Genomic DNA, 14,777 nt, shown 5'->3' with positions numbered 1-14,777 from the left:
CCACCGCGCCACCGGCCCCGGCAACACCTCCCCACACCGGCCACCATGCCCACTCGACCAAGGGAGCACCTTCGCCATGCAGTCCGACGACAAGCCCGTCAACGGCCAGAACAACCCGAGCTTCCTCGACCTGCTCCACCAGACGCCCCCGACGAAGGACAACAGCCTGGACAAGGACACCGGCACCACGCGTCTTGCCCGGCTGCGCGCCGGGTGGGAAGCCTCCTGGGAACAGGGCGGCTTCCTCTACGGGCGGTGGGAGGAACTGCGTCTGGTCCCGAAGGCCGGGTGGCACGGCGTGGCCCGCTGGATCAAGGCGCTGCTCGTGCTGGCCGGGGTGTGCGCGCTCCTCATCCTGCTCGACACCGCGGGCGACATCTTCGGCGCCGCCCTGAGCCGCCTGGCGGACTCGATGCCTGCCACCCGGGCCGGTACCAGCGCGGTGGGCGAGCTGTGGGGCGTGGTCGACAACCCGATCCGGTCGTACATCGACCAGCACAGCGTGGGTCTCAGCGTCAGCGGGTCCGCCGTCTACGCGTTCTGGCAACTCGTGGGTCTGTTCGGCCTGGCTGGCGGGTTCCTCGGCAGCACCGGCGCCCGCATCACCTGGGCCTGCTGGGGTGCGGTAAGCGTCCTGGCCGTGTGGTCCGCGGCCCCGGCCGACGGGCGCACCGTCGCCGCCGGCATCGCCGTCCTCGCTTGGACTCTCGCCTCCACCCTCGCCCTGCGCGGCTGGAGCCTGCGCCCGGTCGTCAACAACTTCCTCCCGCTCGCTCCGGCGTTCCAGCCCCAGATCGAGATCCGGCCCGAGATCCATCTCCCCGCCTCCGCGTCCGCGCCCGACGACGACACCCCCGACAACGTCCACCAGCTCCAGCACTGAGCCCGCCCGCCACCTCGGATGTGTCCGATATGGCACGCCCACGACCCGAACGGACCGCCTCTATGACCCAGTTCTGGATCGGCACCTACCACGGACGCCACGACGGCACCCAGGCCAAGGCCACCGCCACCCGCGACGACACCCGCCCCGAGCCGTACGCCTGGGCCTGCATCTGCGGAGCCAGCCGGGCCTTCGCCGATCGCCATGAAATGGACCTCAGCGCCTGGCGGCACACCCACCCCACCCGGCTGGACCGGATGCGCCAGCACCGCGCCCGCCGCTGGCGCGCTCGGCAGGCCCGCCGTACCGGCTCGCTGACCTCCTGACCTGTCGCCCTGCCTGGATCTCGGCCGCCCCTCGCGGCGGCCGAGATCCAGGCAGGCCGCCCGGCCACCGCACCACCTCACCCCTCTACTCCCCTGAAGGAGCACGGTCTTGGCGAAGCCAGCACCCAAGATCATCGGTGTCCTGAGCGAACCCGCACCGCCCACCTGGTGGCGCGCCCACCGCCACCAGGTCCTTCTCGCAGCCGGACTCCTCGTCGGCTTCTACCTCGGCACCCAGGGCCCCGGCGGCCAGGCCCCGGTTTCCCCGAGGCCCGGCCACACCACCCCCGGCACCCCCACTCCCACCCCGCACACGCCCCGCCCCCAGCAGACGGTCGACCTGTTCACCTGACCCGAGCTCTTCTCTCACCGCGCCCCGCCGGAACCCGAGCAGCATCCAGGCGGGGCGCACCGCTGCCCACCCACCGCGCCAGGAGGAAACCCCGTGCTCGTGCCCCGGCCCCGCCGCCGCATCGGCCGCCCCCGCCCCGCCCGCCCCGGCCCCCGCTACCCGGCCCGGCCCTGCCGCCTTCCCGACTCCTGGGGCCGGTGATGCCCCGCCGGGGGAAGCGACCCCGCCGGGACGTTGTCCGGGTGCCGCGCGAGGATGCCGCCCTGCCAGAGTTCGACCGCGCCGACTGCCCCAAAGGGCTCGTGACCAGAAGGCAGTTACGGGAGATGCAGCTGAGCCCCGGCGACAACGACGGTCCGGTCGCGATTCTGCGCTGCAAGCTCTGCGCGCTCCGTCCGCAGTGGTGCTGCCGCCACCCCACCCGCGGCTTCCTGCTCCGCGTCGACCTGGCAAAGCCCAAGCGCGTTCCGTCGCTCGCGCAGGAATGGGCCCTGGACCGGGCCATGGCCGCACGATCCACCTGCCCCCAATGCGAGCGCAGGTACTGGTTCTGCCTCCCCCTGCGTACCCAGGGCAGCTGCGACCCCTGTGCCCGGGGCTACGAGCCCAGCCTCGACACCTACGTCACCCCTGCGGCCACCCCGGGACACCGGCTGGCCGCGTGACACCCCCCTGATTCCCGGGGCGGCCGCCGGCGACGTGCCCGGCCGCCCCGGTGACTTTGCCGCACCACGAAGGATTCCCGACATGAGCTGCACCTTCTGTGACATCGCCGCCGGGCAGGCCCCGGCCACCATCGTCCGCGAATGGCCGGACGCCCCCGCGATCCGCCCGCATCGAGGCGGCGTGAACGACGGACACGTTTTCGTCCTGCCGCGCGTGCACGTCGAGGACGCCGGGCCACGGCGCACCGGTTCTCACCACGCTCGCCGACACCGCGGCCGCCGCCCTCGCCCTGCTCACCACCAAAAGCCCTCGGTAGCGCGATGCGGACGCGCACCGTGCAGCCCCGCCCCAGCGGTGGGGCTGCGCGGTGCCCGCCCGGTCAGCCGAGACCGGACGGCCACTTCAAGGAGTTCCTGTGACAGACCCCGTCACCCTGCCCGCCGGCCTCGCTCGCGAGGTGTTCCCGCTGGCCATCCTCTTCGACATCGTCGACGCCACCCGCGAGGAGACGGAGGCGGAAGAGCGAGAGGGCGCCACCACGGGAGCAGCGGACCACATCTTCCGCATGTACCCCCACACCCTCAACGAGACGCTCGAAGAATGTGACTGGACGGGCTATCCCGCCCTGCGTGAGAACGGAATCGAGCCGAGCGCCGTCGCAGTCCTAGGCCAGGGGCTGTGGCTGCACCACACCACCCGCAGCGGCGCCGACTACGACGACGTCCTCACCCTGCTCGTGCCCTGCAGCTGCACGGACGGCTACGTCTCCTTCCACCTGGAGCACGAAGGCGATCTGATGGAGGTCCTGCGGGGCCTGCGCCGGACCAACGGGCACTACTGGCACAGCAGTGACACCAGCGGCCCGCACTGCGCCAGCATCCCGCTGCGGGTGAGGAACTGACCGGGCCGGTCACCGTCCCGCCCCGCCACCACCCCACGCGGACCCGGTGACGGGGCCGGGCGGTGACCGCCCCGGCCAAACAGACCGGGCGGCTGATACCCCAGTGGAGGTCATCCGTGCCCACCCGCCANGACCGGGCGGCTGATACCCCAGTGGAGGTCATCCGTGCCCACCCGCCACTCCCTCATCGACTACGCCGCTGCCCGCTTCGGCTGGCGGCGCGCCTACGACGACCGCGCCGACGTCGAGGCCCTGCTCACCGCGCAGACCCAGTCCGCGTACGCGCAGGCCGCCGACCACGTACGCCTCGCCACCGAGAAGAACACCACCGAACTGGCCGTGCAGCCCGCCGTGCTGGACATCCGCGGCCGCCTCCTGGACGACCTCGTCTACCTCGACGGCGTCCTCACCGGAGCCCGCAACCGCGGCCTGGCCCCGGACCTCATCGCCCGCCTGGAAGACGCCGTACGAAACGGGCAGGAACAGAGCGCCCTGCTCGCGGCCGCCGCCCGCGCCACCACCGCCCGCGCGGCCGATCACTGAACCCCACCCCATCCGCCCCCGATCAGCAGGGAGGTGATGACGCGTGAGCGTCATCGGCAAGACAGCAGGCACACGCAAGGGCTCTTCCGCGAAGCGCACCGCGACCACGGCCCAGCAGGAGTGGAACGGCGGCCTGCGCGGCGTGGGCCGCCAGGCGGCGAGTCTCCCGGTCGGACGGGACTGCCCCACCGAGGACTGCGGCCAGGACGCCGCCGGGACTCGCCCGCCCCGGCGCGGCTGGGTCCGCGTCGACGGCTCCTCTGTTCCGCCCCGTGACTACTGCTGCGGCTCGTGCGGGACGTACGGCATCGCGATCGCCGAAGTACGGATGGCGGCGACCCAGTGACCGGCAGGACCCGCACTCTGACCGTGCCGCTGGAAGTGGAGTTCACGCCCGCTGAGCCCAGGGACGTGGAACGGGCTCCGGGTACGGGCTGGCTCCAGCCCGGCGGGCTCGTGGTCCACTCCGGCTGGTCCAAGCCCTACCCCGAGCACCATCTGCCGCACCAGCAGCACGAGGCATACGAGGGGGCACAGTCCTGGCATGTTTCCACCCCTGCCGGTCGCGAGGTCGCCTGCTTCGCGTACTACAGCCGCGCGGAGGCCGAGCACGCTGCTGCTGCCATCGTCGGCTACTTGCCGCAGACCGCCTGGTCCGCCGAAACACCCCACGACGACCCGCTGCACGAGGTGGCGTTCGATGCCTCCACCGGGCCGCAGATGCTGCCGAAACGCGACAGCCGCGGACGCCCCGACTGGGGGCTACGGAGCGGCCTGGATCAACTGGCGGATGCCACCCACCCGCGCCCTCTACGAACGAATGATTACCAAGCACGGCGGGCCCGCCCCCACCCGGTACTGCATGTCCTGCCGCGACATCGCACGCCGCGCCCGACGCGAGGGATGGATCGTGCGCCCCGGCCACTGGCCGTCCTGGGGCGCCCACACCACGGGCAGCGTGTGGCGTGCGCACTGCCACTGCGCCCGCTGCCTCACCTTCGTCACTATCGGGGCCCTCGGCACGGTCGCCGACCCCCAGGGGCGCGCCGTGCCGGGCGCACTGGCGGCATGCACCACCAGCCCGATCTGCGAGGGTCCCCGCCAAGTCCCGTACGAGGAACGGCCCTTCGCCTGGTGGCGGCGCCTGATTGCCGAGCAGGGCCACGCCATTCTCGACAACCGCCCGTGTGCAGGGTTGTGGCCCGAAGGTGTCCGTCACGACGACGCCTTCCTGTGCGAGACCGGCTTCGCCGCAAGCGACGACACCAACAGCGGTGAGGCCCCCGCCCCTGACCTGACCGGCCTTCCGCGCCACACCGCCCGGGCTGCTCACGCCCCCTACGCGCAAGGACAATCCGGATGAACCTGCTATGCCCGCAGATCCCCGAACACAGCCTCGTGGTCCTCATCGGTCCCTCCGGCGCCGGGAAGACCACGCTCGCCCGCACCTGGCCCGCCTCCCAGGTCCTGTCCCTGGACGCCCTGCGCGAGACCGTCAGCGACGACGCAGGCGACCAGGACGCGACCGGGGACGCCGTCGCCGCCCTGCACCTGCTCCTGGAGGCACGGATGCGCCGACGCCTCTTCACCGTGATCGACGCCACCAACGTCACCCAGACCGCCAGGGAACCGCTGCTCGCCGCCGCCCGGCGGCACGACATGACACCCGTCGCGGTCATGGTCACCGCCCCCGGCACGGTGTGCGTGGAACGGCAGAAATCCCGGCGGCCCAACCGCCGCGTCCCGGACGACGTGGTACTGCAGCAGCGCCGGGACATGGTTGCCTCGCACTGGTCCCTGACGGCCGAAGGGTTCGAGATCGTCACCGCCAGCAGCCTGTACCGGCTGACGCCGTACCTGCGACATCTGAGCGAGACCCGCAACACCGACCTCGGGCTGGACGGCGGCGACGGCCTGGGCGAGCTGCTGATCGTACGCCGCACGTTCGGCGACGAGATCCTGCCGCTGTGGCGGTGGCAGCCCGAGTCGGACGCCGCTGGCGGCGACCGCGTCGCGGAGATCCGCCTGGGTCAGCAGTACCTCACCCTTGCTCTGCGCTCCGACGTGGACGGCGAGGGTGACATCGGATTCGACGTCGCGGTGCCCTGCCCGTACGACGACCAGTGCACCGGCTCCGCATGGGTGCCCGCCTACAGCGTCACCTGCCTGTACCGCGCACTGAACGGCGACCTGGACCACGACGAGGACATCGTGTGCACCGTGCACGGCGGTGCCGACGATGTCGACCAGGAGGCCGACGACCACGACCGGGACGACGACCCCGAGGGCCGCGCCGACCTGGAAGCCCAATTCGCGGACGCGGTCCGCGAGTGAGCCGCGCCGCCGACGGCCCGCACCCGCACCCGCTCACCCCGGCCGACCTCCCGGCCGGGGACGAGTGGGCGCACGGGTGCCCGGACTGCCACCTCCCGATCCAGGGCGGAAGCGCCGGCCTCGCCGCGCACCGCCGCACCGCCGCACCGTCCACACCAGCGCGGGCGACCCGCGCCGCCAGATCAACATCCAGTTATGAGCGGCCCGGCCGCTCGCACCCCTTCTCGGAGGCCCGCATGCCCCGCAAGCCCGTCACCTGGTACATCGCCACCCCCGCCGACGGCATCATCGAAATGTCCCGCCAGGCCGGGACCCCGGTGAACCTCGCCGCCCACGTCGGCAAGGTCATCGACCACCCCAACCCCTGCCGCGCCAAGTGGTACGACGAGAGCCGCTTCTCCTACTTCCGCATGGTCAAGCGCGTCGGTGAGGTCCTGGAGGACACCGGCATCTGGCCCGTCACCTGGCCGGTGCGGCTGTGGAGCGTGGAGCCGCTGGGCGAGACCGGTAACTGGAGCCAGCGCTACTACCCCTACCGGCTGCTCTCCCACCAGATCCGCGTCCTCGAAGAGACCGACCCTCACCTTGCCCTCGGGCCCTGCGGCCGCGACGTTGTCAGCGTCGTGCAGCAGGAGATCCCCGAGCGGGCCGCACGCTGGGCGGCGGACTGGGACGCCGACCCCGAAGGCATGAGCAACCGGAAGTGGAACTGGGAGCAGTGCGGCGGCCCCACCTGCGGCAGCGGCCGGTGGGCGGACTCCCTCGCCATGTCGGTCTCCCACAACCACCGCGAGTCGGCCGCCCAGACCTGGATCGAACACCTCGCCCGCGACACCGTCGACCACACCCTCGCCGACACCGACGCCAGCATGATGGCGCGCTGCTACGCCTACAGCCGCGCCACCGGCCTCGCGGTCGCCGCCCAGCACCAGAACCGCTTCGAGCCGTACATCCTCGACGCGCTGCGCGGCGTCGGCCTCGACTCCTCTGCTGCGGTCGCAGCCGCTTGATCTGATCCCCGATCCCTCCCCGGACATATCCGGGGAGGGATCGCCTCTTCGCTGACGGACGCTCCGTGCCGTCCCGACCCCGCCCACCCGGCCGGGGCCGGGGCGGTCGCGGTGGTCCCTCACCTCACGAGGACCAAGCACAACGAAGGGAGATGGACGTCATGCCCCTGCCCCACTACGAGGTCGACGTCCCGATACACCACGCCAACATCCCGGACGCCACCGGTGTGCACGTCTTCATCGGACTTGCCGACTCCCCCACCGCGGCCCTGCGTTGCGCCCGGGAGGCGTACGACGCCGCGCTCGCCGCGCAGCAGACCGGACAGAAGATCCCCGGCATGCAGGCCGGGGAGTGGGGAGCACACGGGCTGCGGTCCGGCTGGGAGCTGGAGTGGCCCGCCGCGAAGACCAGCCGCTGGAGGAACCCGGTCAACCTGCTCAACCCCAAGTAGCTCTGCCCCGGGACAGGCGACCGTGCGTCTCAAACCCAACCGCCTGCCCCGGGCCCACCCACCTCGTACAAGACGAGAGGGAGAAACCCCAGTATGGACTCCGTCCTGCGCGCCTACGCCCGCATCGGGCAACGCGCTCTCCTCCTGACCACCGCCGCCGTTCCCCTGACCGGGTGGGCCGTACACGCGGCTGTGCTGCACCGGCAGTTGGCCGCGAAGAGCCGCGACCCGCTCACCGGCCTCCTGCGCCGCGACGCCTACACCGCCCGCGCCCACCGCATCCTGCGCCGCCACCGCCACGAGACCACCGTGGTCCTCATCGACCAGGACCACCTCAAGACCATCAACGACCGCCACGGGCACGCCGCGGGCGATACCGCCCTCGCGGAGACCGCGGCCCGCCTTACCACGTGGGCGGGCCCGCACGCGGCGATCGGCAGGCTCGGGGGCGACGAATTCGCGCTCGTCCTGGCCCTCCCCGCCAAGGACCGCCACGAGCGTCTGCAGCAGCTCGTCACACTGCTGTCCACACCGGTGACCCTGCCGGGCGGCTGGCCCATCAACGTCGGGGCCTCCGTCGGCGCGGCAGCCACGGACACGCTCGACACCCGTGACCTCTCCGCCCTGCAGAGGGCCGCCGACGCCGCCCTGTACGACGGCAAGCACTCCGGCCGTGCCGTCCTCGCCACACCCGTCCACGCCTCCACACGGTCCGTGAACGGTCGTCGTGCGGGCAGGCCGGGCACGCACCAGTGGGGGCGAGCAGCATGAACACCCCACTCCCCAAGGGGGACTGGATCCGGGCGATCAGCATCAAGCAGCCCTGGGTCACTGCCATCCTGACCGGCCAGAAGACGGTCGAGAACAGGGGCCGCGACCAGTGGCCGTGGCGCGGGCTCCTGCTGCTGCACGCGAGCCAGAGCCTCGACCGGCCCGCTCTGCGCCACCCGCTGGTGGCCACCACGGTGCGCGGCCGCGAGCTGGTGACCGGCGCCGTGGTCAGCGTGGCCCGGCTGATCGACTGCCACCGGGACGCCGACGGGGTCCCGCCCTGTACGCCGTGGTCGGAGCTCGGAGCGGTCCATCTGGTTCTGCGTGACGTCCAGGAGCTCGCCCTGCCCGTCCCCGCTCTCGGGCGCCTCGGTCTCTGGAAGCCCTCGGAGGACCTGCTCACACAGGTGCTTCAGCAGCTGCCCGACCTGCGGCCGTGACCAGCCGCAGGAAGAGCAAGGCGCAGCCGTTCGAGCCGGGCACCGTTCCGGCCCCGGGCGGGCTGCTGGACTGGCGTGACTCCCGCCATTTCGACTCCTGGCAGGACCGCCCCTGCACGTTGTGCCTGCGGCCCACGCCCATGCGCGCCCACTCCGGGGAGGCCGTCCATAAGGTCTGCGCCGAATCCTGGGTCGCTGAGAACCCTGTCGAGGCCCGTCTCGGACGGTTTGCCAACGACGTCCAGGCCAAGCGCCGCGACACCGGCCACGCCTGACACAGGAATGCCCCGGGGCGTCCGTTCCGTCACCAGCCGTGTGGCCAGCCGGACCTTCCCCGGGGCTCCCTCACCTTCGCACGTTCAAGGAGCGCCTTGACCATGCACCCCGAAACCCACCCCGCCGCCCGGTCCGAGGTCCCCGGCCTCCCGGCGACCCGGACGCCGTCCACGGCGGCCGCCGTCATCGAGGCGGACCTGGCTTATCCCCTGCCGTCGCCGCACCCGCTGTGGTCGCGCCGGTCCAAGTGCCGCCCGCTCACCCCGCAGGAACAGCAGCACAACCGCGAACTCCTGCTGGCCGCCCTGCGCGGCCCGCACACCTAGGGAGACCACGATGCGCCCCATCAGGAACTCTCTCGCGGCCGACCAGCTCACCCCCACGCCCCTCACCCCGGAGCAGGTCACCGCGGCCCGCCGCACCACCGCCCACCACGCCCACGGCCGCGACGATCTGACGCTGCTCCTGGACGCCCTGGGCATCCCCGCCACGCTCACGCTCTCGCTCACCACGAACGGAGACCTCATGCCGACCCCGACCCCGGCCTTCACCGCGCAGCAGGCGGTGGCCGTGTCCCTCCACGCCACCGGCACCCCCCTCCCCGAGATCACCCGGTACACCGGGATCGGCGAGGACGACCTCATACCGCTCCTTGCCGCCGCCCAGGACGGCACCCCGGTCCTCACCGGCGGACTGGAGGACCTGCTCGCCTGGGCGCAGCAGCACAACGCGGCCAGCGTCCGGCGCAAGGCCGACCGCATCCGGGCCGACATCGAGGAGCTCACCGCCCGCCGCCAGGCGGACGACGCCGAAACAGCGGCGCAGGAACGCGTCGCCGCCCTGCAGGCCGAACTCCGGCAGGCAGAAGACGCCTTGCGGGCGGTCAAGGCCGTTACCCGCACCACCACCTCCCCGGCTGCCGCCTCACCGCTGCCGGACGGGGTGGGCCGCGAGGAGATCCGGGCGTGGGCGAAGGTCAACGGACACGAGGTCGCCGCCCGAGGCCAGCTCCCCCAGCGGATCGTCGACGCCTACACCGCCGCCCACCACACCCTCACCCTGGCGAAGGCGAGCTGACCATGAGCACCCCCGAACGCACACTCACCGTCGTCCTCGACGGGTTCCTCGACGACGAGGTCCTCACCGCCGACGCCCTCGATGACGAGGCCCCGCCCGTCAATCTCCGTGACGGCGTCGCCCACTTCCAACTCGTGGTCTCCCCCACCGAAGAACGCGTCGACGAACTCGTCCTCCCCTGCCGCGCACAGGGCGGCCTCGCACAGGACGCCCTGACGCTCGGCACCTGCGACCTCGTGCGCGTCACCGGCAGCCTGCGCCTGCCCCACCACCCCGAGGACGGACTCTTCCTCGACGTCACCGCCCTTGAGGTCCTGGAGTCCGGCACCGACGTTGACCACGCCGACAGCACCGACGACCTCGGACCCGCGGGCCTCTCCGAGCACGGACGGATCGAGCGGTACGGCGCCTACCAGGTCTGGCACGCCCCGGACACCGGCACCAGCCACATCTGGCACACCTCCGGCCAGGCCGTCGGCATCGCCGACGACCCCCGCGACCTGGAGGACCTGATCCACGCCTACGAAAACCCGGCCCCGCACCCCCAGGAGCAGCCGCCGCCGGCCCGAAGGCGACGGCTCGCCGCCCTGCTCCTCCGCCTGCGCCCGCGGCGCACCTGACCCCCACCCCGAGCTTCACCGACACCCCTGGAGGCCCCCTGTGGCTCCCACCGTCACCCTCAGCCGGGCGTCCCGCTGCCGCCACTGCGGCGACCGCGACGCCACCGTCCTCAGCGAAGTCCCGATGGGCGAAGCCAGGGCACTGCCCCTCGCGGACGACCGCGCGGCAGCCGCCGGGGACGGGGCGCACATCCACGCCGACCCGAGCAGCGACCGGTTCCAGGTCGTCCGGCCTCTGTAGGCCCGCTACGCCCGCAAGGACACGACCGTGCCAACCGCGGGCTCAAGACCACCGTCGGCACTGCCCGCATTCCAGAGCGGCCTGACCCACACAAAGGGCCCGGCTCCCGCTTTGGCGGGGCCGGGCCCTTTGTGTGTCTGGGGTCCGACAACCTCTGGATCAGTCGGACGTGTTCTCCCGCAGGAGGATCGAAGCCAATCGCTTTCTGTGGGGGAGAGACATGCGCTGGCGGACAACTGCGGCTACCGCCTCGGGATCGCTCCAGTCGATCACGGCCGGTGCCGTACCTCCGTCACCTTCACCCTCATTGTCCTCCCGGCTGTTAACGGCGTTAATGGTGGAGGCCGAAACCCCAGCTGCAGCTGGAGGGGTATTAACGGCGTTAACGGGTTCGGCGGCCGAAGGCTGTTCCGTGGTGCGTCGGGGAGAACGCGGGCGCGGGGTCTTAACGGCGTTAACAGCCTTCGCGGCTTCCTCCGCCTGCTGCTCCTTCGGGAGGCGCCCGATGCGGCGGGCGGGCTCAACCTTCAGGTCTCCCGATTCCACCTGGACTTGCAGCTCTGGAGTGAGCTCCAGGAGGGCGAGCCGCTGGGACACCCATGCGGCTGTCTTGCCGAGGCGCTTGGCTACCTGGTTCTGGGATCCGTGGACTTCTTTCAGCTGCTGAATGGCCTTGGCTTGATCCATCGGTGGAACGTCCACACGGTGGATGTTCGCGATCAGCGCGGACTCAAGCATGTCGGCGGCAGACGCAGCAAGATCATCATTGACGTCGATGCGAAGCTGGGGGAGTCCCACTGCTGTGGCTCCGGCGAGACGACGGTTGCCGTCGATGACAACGTACTCCGCGTTGCCAATCGCTTCAGCCTGATCCGCGTGCACCGCCAGGAAGGCCGCTCGGCGTACAACCGCGATGGGCTGAAGCTGCCCCCGCTCCTTGAGCGACGCGCCCGTTTCCTCGATGTCGGTCAGCTCATCGCGCGGGTTGAAAGGGTTGTGTGCCAGCACCGACAACGCAACGGAGGCCGGCGGGCGCTTGCCCTCGCCTCTCATGATCTGTTCCCGCGTACGGACAGAACGGCGAGGTACGGGAGTCTGGTCCGTCCCCTCTTCATCGATCGAGAACCCCTGGGTCACACGCTCGCTCTGGGGCTTCGCCTTGACCTGCCTCATACCGCCAACTCCTTCGCCAGGTCCCGCATCGCGTTGGCGTGTTCACTGTCCGGTGCGTATTCCAGCAGCGGGATCTCTCCGTCGCTTGCCTCGCGGCCTTCCTTGAGGTCGCCGATCACTGCGAGCACCGAGGGGGAGGAGCTGCGTTCCCACTGGTCCTTGTTCTGGCTGACGAGCTTGCCGCGGCGACTGTCGTAGGCGTTGACGACCAGACCGAGGTAGTCGATCGTGATGCGCCCCTTGTGGCAGAGGTCGTCCTTCTGCTTGCTCAACAGTTTGAATGCGCGGTGGGACGCCTTGTTGGCCCACACCGGCGTGATGATGCCGGAACGATCCGCGAGCTCCCCCTCCCGCCGACGGACGTAGTACAGCGCCGTGTCCATGTTCAGACCCAGGCTGGGCGGACCGTCGATGACGATGACGTCGTAGTCAGCTTCCAGCGGCTCAAGGGCCCGCTCAAGGGCCGCCTCACTGAACGACACCTTCGACAGGGAAACATCGCGCAGGAACGCGTCATCGGACGCCGGGAGCAGATGGAGCCGCTCGCCGAACCGCTCCTGGTCGAGCGCCACGAGCAGATCGTGGATGTCGTCCTTGGCGGTGCCCTCCATGTGCATGAGGAGTGTCTCCACGTCCTCTTCGTACATGAGGTCCTCGAAGCCCAACTCGGACGTGAGGTGTCCCTGCGGGTCGTAGTCGACGATCAGTACCCGCTTGCCGGCTTCGGCAAGTGCCTGGGCAATGCCACTGCTGATGAACGTCTTACCGACCCCGCCCTTCTGATTGGCCACTATCACCCGAGTGACCGGCTGGGCGGTGAGCGGCGCGGAGGGGGAGGGGTGGGCCTCCAGCCACATCGTGATGGCCTGGGCGAGTCCCTGAACGTATGTCACGTTACGCGCGTTGCAGGTGTCTTTGAACTGCTCGGGCTCACCGGGAGGCAGGAAGGTGCCCCAGGTCTTCGCACCGTCAGTGGCGACCTCGGGCGGCTCTTGGACGTCGTACCACGCCTTGATGGCGTGCTCCGCCGCGTCCTGGATGTCCATGCCGTGCTCGAAGGCCCTGATCTTCAGCAGGCGTCGCAGCTGGGGGGTAAGGGCGGTGATTAGTTTTTCTCGGTCACCACGCGGGCTAGGGATACTCATATGGCGAACCTTACTAGGCCGCCATTGTTCTGAGACGCAATCAGCGACGATGCGCGCGGCGCAACCTGACACAACCCCAGGCGTTCAAGGCCGTGACTACTGGCAACTGTCGTTCGTTGTCTTCCCCAGAGTCGCTCAGCGACGGCTCCAGCTCAGCGTCCACCGCCCCGTGAGCGGTGCACTGCGTCGACAGCTGAACTACGCGCCGCGTAATCGCCTGCTGGCCTTCTGACGTCATCACCGCTGCCAGCGCCAGATCACGGGACCGGCGCGGAAGGCACCCCCATGAAGCCCCACAACCAGGCACGGTCGAACGCAGCCCGCCGACGGCAGGCCGAAACCGGCGAATCCTACGCAGCTGCTCTCCAAGCAATCCGGCAGGACCAACCCTCCAGTGCCAGAGAGCTCGCCGAACAAGCCCACACTGCCCACAGCACCGCCGAAGACTTCCACTCAATGCCTGTCCCCGAAGTGCTGACGGAACTTGTGCGATACCACTGCCACCGCATCGCCAAGTACCTTTACTGCGCCATGGACGAAGGGCGCTGGAACACAGACGGCTTCGCAGGGTGGCAGACCACGACGTTGTACAAGCTCACTGACGCGCAGGAACACCTGCATCTACTCATCGGCACCATCAGCGCCTACCTGCGCGGCGAAGGAGTAAGCCCGTACTCTCTGCGGCGCTACCTCCAAGTCAACAACGACCGACAGGTCGACGCGTACGTCACCCCGACCGTGAAAGAGCACCTGGCCGGGCTCACGGGACAAGACAGGCCCGGAGAGGCAGTCGTGTGGTATTCGGTGGGTCGCGACATCGCCAGGAAGACCGGCTGGTGCGATCCGGACCGGCACGACATTCTGGAAGCAGCAATGCATGCCCTCTACGGCAGCTATCCGTACGACGACCAAGGGCTCGACCATCTGCCGGCACCCCTTCGGAGCCAGGCGATGGCCTTCATTGCCGCTTTCGAGCCGACACATCATCCCTGTCACTGCACTGACTGCATGGACGACCAAGAGGCTCACCCCCCTGTGATGGCTGATCACACCCCGCCGACCACCCCTGCAGAGCCCGGCTGACAACCCGCGCGGCACCTGAGGGCGGCACAGCTCACCAGCTACTCCTCCCTACGGATGGCGCTCCTGGCAGCAAACGTCATCGACTGACAGGACAACACGGTATGGATCACCGTATTCGGCAACTCACGCGGCAGCGCTGGATCTTTGCACCCATCACATCCTGGCAAGCTCGCAGACTTTCACGACTGCTGGGCACCACACACAACGAAGCATGGAACAGCATCCGCATCGCGACCCACCCTGAGGAAGCTGTCTTCCAGCACTACCTGTACACCGGGCAAGAGAACGTCAGGCACCAACCATGCACTTCCCGCAGGTAGAAGCCTCCGACTGGCTCTGAGCCGCCCAGTGCGTGACTGGCGCTGGCGATGCAGCTACGCCTGGCGAAGTACGGCATCCCACTCGCCGACACCGCCCCGGCGGGGCTCGCGGCGGCGGGCGTCGGCCCCGCTCCTGCCTCCCGCACCCGCAGGAGCGGAGCCGG

The 14,777-nt window shown here is 70.3% G+C and carries 21 protein-coding genes; 19 read left to right on the top strand and 2 right to left on the bottom strand.

The window, feature by feature from the left end:
* Window positions 1-76: 76 nt before the first annotated feature.
* The 18 genes from IE269_RS39770 (at window position 77) to IE269_RS39680 (ending at window position 10,892) form a co-directional block, all read left to right on the top strand.
* Window positions 77-883: a hypothetical protein gene (locus tag IE269_RS39770; protein ID WP_189828219.1), complete on the top strand. Its 807-nt coding sequence runs from the start codon at window positions 77-79 to the stop codon at window positions 881-883.
* Between the two features lie 62 nt (window positions 884-945).
* Window positions 946-1,209, top strand: a complete 264-nt coding sequence (locus IE269_RS39765; protein WP_189828218.1) for a hypothetical protein — start codon at window positions 946-948, stop codon at window positions 1,207-1,209.
* A 109-nt stretch (window positions 1,210-1,318) separates the two neighbouring features.
* Window positions 1,319-1,561 carry a hypothetical protein gene (locus IE269_RS39760; protein WP_189828217.1) on the top strand — a complete coding sequence of 81 codons (243 nt, stop codon included), beginning with the start codon at window positions 1,319-1,321 and terminating at the stop codon, window positions 1,559-1,561.
* A gap of 242 nt (window positions 1,562-1,803) precedes the next feature.
* Window positions 1,804-2,226 (top strand): RRQRL motif-containing zinc-binding protein, encoded by a 423-nt coding sequence (locus tag IE269_RS39755; RefSeq protein WP_318299696.1) that lies wholly within the window; start codon window positions 1,804-1,806, stop codon window positions 2,224-2,226.
* 416 nt (window positions 2,227-2,642) lie between these two features.
* Entirely contained in the window at window positions 2,643-3,128 is a 486-nt protein-coding gene (locus IE269_RS39750) for a hypothetical protein (protein WP_189828215.1), read from the top strand.
* Window positions 3,129-3,293: 165 nt separating this feature from the next.
* Window positions 3,294-3,671, top strand: a complete 378-nt coding sequence (locus IE269_RS39745) for a hypothetical protein (RefSeq protein ID WP_189828214.1) — start codon at window positions 3,294-3,296, stop codon at window positions 3,669-3,671.
* 43 nt (window positions 3,672-3,714) lie between these two features.
* Entirely contained in the window at window positions 3,715-4,017 is a 303-nt protein-coding gene (locus tag IE269_RS39740; protein ID WP_189828213.1) for a hypothetical protein, read from the top strand.
* A gap of 444 nt (window positions 4,018-4,461) precedes the next feature.
* The gene (locus IE269_RS39735; protein WP_189828212.1) at window positions 4,462-5,034 is read left to right on the top strand and encodes a hypothetical protein; all 573 of its coding nucleotides are present in this window, start codon (window positions 4,462-4,464) and stop codon (window positions 5,032-5,034) included.
* Window positions 5,031-6,005, top strand: a complete 975-nt coding sequence (locus IE269_RS39730) for an ATP-binding protein (protein WP_189828211.1) — start codon at window positions 5,031-5,033, stop codon at window positions 6,003-6,005. The genes IE269_RS39735 and IE269_RS39730 overlap by 4 nt, the downstream gene beginning before the upstream one ends.
* A complete protein-coding gene (locus IE269_RS39720) occupies window positions 6,002-7,015 on the top strand; it encodes a hypothetical protein (RefSeq protein ID WP_229898525.1) in 1,014 nt (337 codons plus the stop codon). The genes IE269_RS39730 and IE269_RS39720 overlap by 4 nt, the downstream gene beginning before the upstream one ends.
* A gap of 161 nt (window positions 7,016-7,176) precedes the next feature.
* Window positions 7,177-7,467 (top strand): hypothetical protein, encoded by a 291-nt coding sequence (locus IE269_RS39715; protein ID WP_189828209.1) that lies wholly within the window; start codon window positions 7,177-7,179, stop codon window positions 7,465-7,467.
* Between the two features lie 93 nt (window positions 7,468-7,560).
* Window positions 7,561-8,238, top strand: coding sequence for a GGDEF domain-containing protein (locus tag IE269_RS39710; protein WP_189828208.1), 678 nt, complete (start codon window positions 7,561-7,563; stop codon window positions 8,236-8,238).
* On the top strand, window positions 8,235-8,678 hold the full coding sequence (locus tag IE269_RS39705) for an ASCH domain-containing protein (RefSeq protein WP_189828207.1): 444 nt from the start codon (window positions 8,235-8,237) through the stop codon (window positions 8,676-8,678). The genes IE269_RS39710 and IE269_RS39705 overlap by 4 nt, the downstream gene beginning before the upstream one ends.
* A complete protein-coding gene (locus IE269_RS39700; protein ID WP_189828206.1) occupies window positions 8,675-8,953 on the top strand; it encodes a hypothetical protein in 279 nt (92 codons plus the stop codon). Before IE269_RS39705 ends, IE269_RS39700 begins: the two co-directional genes overlap by 4 nt.
* A gap of 102 nt (window positions 8,954-9,055) precedes the next feature.
* Window positions 9,056-9,280: a hypothetical protein gene (locus IE269_RS39695; RefSeq protein ID WP_189828244.1), complete on the top strand. Its 225-nt coding sequence runs from the start codon at window positions 9,056-9,058 to the stop codon at window positions 9,278-9,280.
* Window positions 9,281-9,290: 10 nt separating this feature from the next.
* Window positions 9,291-10,031 carry an Lsr2 family DNA-binding protein gene (locus tag IE269_RS39690; RefSeq protein WP_189828205.1) on the top strand — a complete coding sequence of 247 codons (741 nt, stop codon included), beginning with the start codon at window positions 9,291-9,293 and terminating at the stop codon, window positions 10,029-10,031.
* A 2-nt stretch (window positions 10,032-10,033) separates the two neighbouring features.
* Window positions 10,034-10,651: a hypothetical protein gene (locus tag IE269_RS39685; RefSeq protein WP_189828204.1), complete on the top strand. Its 618-nt coding sequence runs from the start codon at window positions 10,034-10,036 to the stop codon at window positions 10,649-10,651.
* 40 nt (window positions 10,652-10,691) lie between these two features.
* Window positions 10,692-10,892 (top strand): hypothetical protein, encoded by a 201-nt coding sequence (locus IE269_RS39680; protein WP_189828203.1) that lies wholly within the window; start codon window positions 10,692-10,694, stop codon window positions 10,890-10,892.
* A 159-nt stretch (window positions 10,893-11,051) separates the two neighbouring features.
* Here IE269_RS39680 and IE269_RS39675 read toward each other — a convergent pair whose 3' ends face one another.
* Window positions 11,052-12,065: a ParB/RepB/Spo0J family partition protein gene (locus tag IE269_RS39675; RefSeq protein ID WP_189828202.1), complete on the bottom strand. Its 1,014-nt coding sequence runs from the start codon at window positions 12,063-12,065 to the stop codon at window positions 11,052-11,054.
* Window positions 12,062-13,210, bottom strand: coding sequence for a ParA family protein (locus IE269_RS39670; protein ID WP_189828201.1), 1,149 nt, complete (start codon window positions 13,208-13,210; stop codon window positions 12,062-12,064). The genes IE269_RS39675 and IE269_RS39670 overlap by 4 nt, the downstream gene beginning before the upstream one ends.
* A 285-nt stretch (window positions 13,211-13,495) precedes the next feature.
* On the opposite strand from IE269_RS39670, the gene IE269_RS39665 reads away from it, so the two are divergent.
* Window positions 13,496-14,293 carry a hypothetical protein gene (locus tag IE269_RS39665; RefSeq protein WP_189828200.1) on the top strand — a complete coding sequence of 266 codons (798 nt, stop codon included), beginning with the start codon at window positions 13,496-13,498 and terminating at the stop codon, window positions 14,291-14,293.
* The last annotated feature ends 484 nt before the right edge of the window (window positions 14,294-14,777 follow it).

Source organism: Streptomyces spiroverticillatus (assembly GCA_014650415.1).
Lineage (GTDB): Bacteria > Actinomycetota > Actinomycetes > Streptomycetales > Streptomycetaceae > Streptomyces > Streptomyces spiroverticillatus.
This window is presented reverse-complemented; position numbering and strand designations above follow the sequence as displayed.